General features: G+C 58.4%; 3 protein-coding genes. All 3 read right to left on the reverse strand.

Annotated elements, in window-relative coordinates; genetic code table 11:
• Positions 1-167 precede the first annotated feature (167 nt).
• From ACFE0K_RS12125 to ACFE0K_RS12135, 3 genes are read right to left on the reverse strand one after another with little or no spacing between them, the layout of a single operon-like run.
• Positions 168-1,007, reverse strand: a complete 840-nt coding sequence (locus ACFE0K_RS12125; RefSeq protein WP_434536307.1) for an ABC transporter ATP-binding protein — start codon at positions 1,005-1,007, stop codon at positions 168-170.
• A 16-nt stretch (positions 1,008-1,023) separates the two neighbouring features.
• The gene (locus tag ACFE0K_RS12130) at positions 1,024-2,025 is read right to left on the reverse strand and encodes an ABC transporter permease (RefSeq protein ID WP_434536308.1); all 1,002 of its coding nucleotides are present in this window, start codon (positions 2,023-2,025) and stop codon (positions 1,024-1,026) included.
• A 28-nt stretch (positions 2,026-2,053) separates the two neighbouring features.
• Positions 2,054-3,424, reverse strand: a complete 1,371-nt coding sequence (locus ACFE0K_RS12135) for a CmpA/NrtA family ABC transporter substrate-binding protein (RefSeq protein ID WP_434536309.1) — start codon at positions 3,422-3,424, stop codon at positions 2,054-2,056.
• Positions 3,425-3,576 lie beyond the last annotated feature (152 nt).

A 3,576-nucleotide genomic window follows, 5' to 3' on the forward strand; every position in this document is an offset into this window, starting at 1 on the left:
ACATATTGCAGACGGCAGCAATGGCAGACTATTGCTTGGTCGTTTCCTCGATGTAACTTCCCAAAATGAAAAAAACAGTGATGTCCTGAAATCAGGGCACACCTTCCCCCTTCCTGCTTTCCGGTGTGCGAAAAAAGCAGGCGAATCTACTCAGCAATAAACGGTTATCAGGCCCGTTTTCGCGCGGCGCCAGTATCAGCGTCGGTACGCTTGGGCAGCGGCTCCACCTTGCGCTGTTTCTCGTACAGGAATTGCAGCACCTGCTGACGACAACGGACGAAGGTAGGATCGTCGGCCAGGGCCAGGCGGTCCCGTGGACGCGGCACGTTCACATCCAGAATCTCGCCGATGGTGGCGGATGGCCCATTGGTCATCATCACAATGCGGTCGGAAAGCAACACCGCCTCGTCCACATCGTGGGTAATCATGATCACCGTGGTGCCCAGCTGGGCATGGATCTCCATCAGGGAATCCTGCAGGTGGGCACGGGTCAGGGCATCCAGCGCCCCGAAGGGTTCATCCATCAGCAACACCTGGGGCTGCATGGCCAACGCCCGGGCAATGCCCACGCGCTGCTTCATGCCACCGGAGATTTCATCCGGCTTCTTGTGCATGGCATGGGCCATGTGCACCAGCTCCAGGTTGTGCTCGACCCAGTCGCGAATTTCCGCCCGGCTCTTGGTCTTCTTGAAGACCTGCTTGACGGCCAACTCCACGTTTTCAAACGACGTGAGCCAGGGCAGCAGAGAGTGGTTCTGGAATACCACTGCCCGTTCCGGGCCCGGTTCAGTGACTTCGTGCTTATCCAGAATGACGCCACCATCGGTGGCCTGTAGCAGACCCGCGACAATGTTGAGCACGGTGGATTTACCACATCCGGAGTGACCGATCAGCGAGACAAATTCGCCGGAATCAATTTTCAGATTCACATCCTTCAGCGCTTCGAAAGTGCCTTTCGGCGTGTCGAACTTCATGCCGACGTTGGAGAGTTCCAGTAATGCTTTCATGTCGTTTCTCCTATCCTTAGCGCTGTACGGAAGATTTGTCCCACACCAGAGCGCGCTGCAGCATCAGCATCAGGCGGTCCAGCAGGAAGCCGATCAGGCCGATAACGATCACCGCCACCATGATCCGGCCCAGGGACTGGGAACTGCCGTTCTGGAATTCATCCCAGACGAATTTCCCCAAGCCTGGGTTCTGCGCCAGCATTTCTGCGGCGATCAACACCATCCAGGCGATCCCCAGGCTCAGGCGCAGGCCGGTGAACATCATCGGCAGCGCCGAGGGCAGTACGATCTTGCGCACATGGCTGAGGGCATTGAGTCGCAGCACCCGGGAGACATTGGTCAGATCCTGGCTGACCGAGGTGACCCCCACCGCCGTATTCATCAACGTGGGCCACAGGCAGCACAGGGTTACCGTGAACATGGAAGTGAGAAAGGATTTGGACACCATCGGGTCATCGCTCACATACACCGCACTCACCACCATGGTGACCAGCGGCAACCAGGCCAGCGGCGACACAGGCTTGAACAACTGCACCAGCGGGTTCACCGCCGCGTGCACGGTGCTGCTCAGGCCGATGACGATGCCCAGCGGAATGGCGATCATCGATGCCAGCAGAAAACCACTCATGACCGTGATCAGGCTGGTACCGATCTGATCAAAGAAGGTGGGCGCACCGGTATAAGCACGGGTGACCGGCTCCCAGTCCGGCTGCTGTTGCAGCCGGGCAGCAATGTACTTCTCCTGCCGCTCATGGAACGCCACTTCCCGCTCGCGGGACTGCTGGTGTTCGCTGACCAGATTACCCGCCTGCTCCCACACCTGGGCCGGGCCGGGGAACTGGCCCAGCGAGGTATCAATACGCTGGGCCGCGAACTGCCACATGAGCAGGAACAGGCCTATCCCCAGCACCGGCCACAGCAGCTGGCGCATCAGTGCTTGCCACTGATCAGGGGATACCTTGCCCGTGGCCAGGGCGCGGTAGGGTTCCATCCAGGTCGGGAATGTCAGGGTCACCATGATTGTCTCCTTCCTCTCGCGTCCCCGGTTACAGGGTGTCGCCGTCTTTCAGGCCGATGGGGAACTTGCTCAGGTACTCGTTGGGCTTGCGGCCGTCATAGGTGACGTTGTCGATGAACTCGCTCTGCGGCGGCTTGAAGCCGTCTTCGCTGGCGAAATCCGGGAATTCATCGGCGCTGATCTTGCCTTCGGCAATCAGTGACTTGGCCGCCTGGGTGTAGATGTCCGGGCGATAGACTTTCTTGGCGATGTCCATGTACCAGCTATCCGGCTTGCTCTCGCTGATCTGCCCCCAGCGACGCATTTGCGTCAGGTACCAGATGGCATCGGAGTAGTAGGGATAGGTGGCGTTGTGGCGGAAGAACACGTTGAAGTCCGGGATCTCGCGCTTGTCGCCTTTCTCGTACTCGAAGGTGCCGGTCATGGAGTTGGCAATCACGTCATAGTCGGCGCCCACATAGTTGGGCTTGGACAGGATCTTCACCGCTTCCGGACGGTTGGCGTTGTTATTTTCGTCCAGCCACTTGGCAGCACGGATCATCGCCTTGACCACACGGATATGGGTGTTGGGATATTCCTCCGCCCAGCCCTTGCTGACCCCGAACACTTTTTCCGGATTGTTTTTCCAGATTTCGTAATCGGTAATCACCGGCACACCGATGCCCTTGAATACGGCCTGCTGGTTCCAGGGCTCACCCACGCAATAGCCATGAATGGTGCCGGCTTCCAGGGTGGCGGGCATTTGCGGGGGCGGTGTCACCGACAGCAGCACGTCCGCCTGCAACTGGCCGCTGGTATCGCCCTTGTGCGGCGCGTAATAGCCCGGGTTCAGGCCACCGGCAGCAAGCCAGTAACGCAGCTCGTAGTTATGGGTGGATACTGGAAACACCATGCCCATCTTGAAAGACTTGCCGGCGGCCTTGTATTGCTCCACCACCGGCTTAAGGGTGTCGGCCTTGATGGGATGCACCGGTTTGCCATCCTTGCTGGGAATATGTTTTTTCATTTCTTCCCAGACGGAATTGGAAACGGTGATGCCGTTGCCGTTCAGGTCCATGCTGAAGGCGGTAATGATATGGGCTTCGGTACCGTAACCGATGGTGGCCCCCAGTGGCTGGCCTGCCAGCATGTGAGCGCCATCCAGCTGACCGTCGATCACCCGGTCCAGCAGTACCTTCCAGTTGGCCTGAGCTTCCAGGGTCACGAACAGGCCTTCTTCCTCGAAGTAGCCTTTCTCGTAGGCAATGGCCAGCGGCGCCATGTCCGTCAGTTTAATAAAACCGAACTTGAGGTCGGCCTTTTCTGGCCAGCCCAGCGCATCATCTGCTACAGACGTTGCCGACAGACCCAACGTCACGGCAGCCAGCACCCCACGACATGTTTTCTTGAAACCGTTCATAGTCCTTCCCTCTTCTGCCCGTTTTTTTCGGGCATAAAAAAAGCGCTCAAAGCGTCCCGCCACCATTGGCAGGAGTCTTTGAGCGCCTTTGCTCGCATCGGAGTGCGGTCGCCGTTGACCACACAGATGATTGTCTCGCGCACAACGCAGTG

This window comes from Alcanivorax sp., assembly GCF_051117345.1.
GTDB lineage: Bacteria > Pseudomonadota > Gammaproteobacteria > Pseudomonadales > Alcanivoracaceae > Alcanivorax.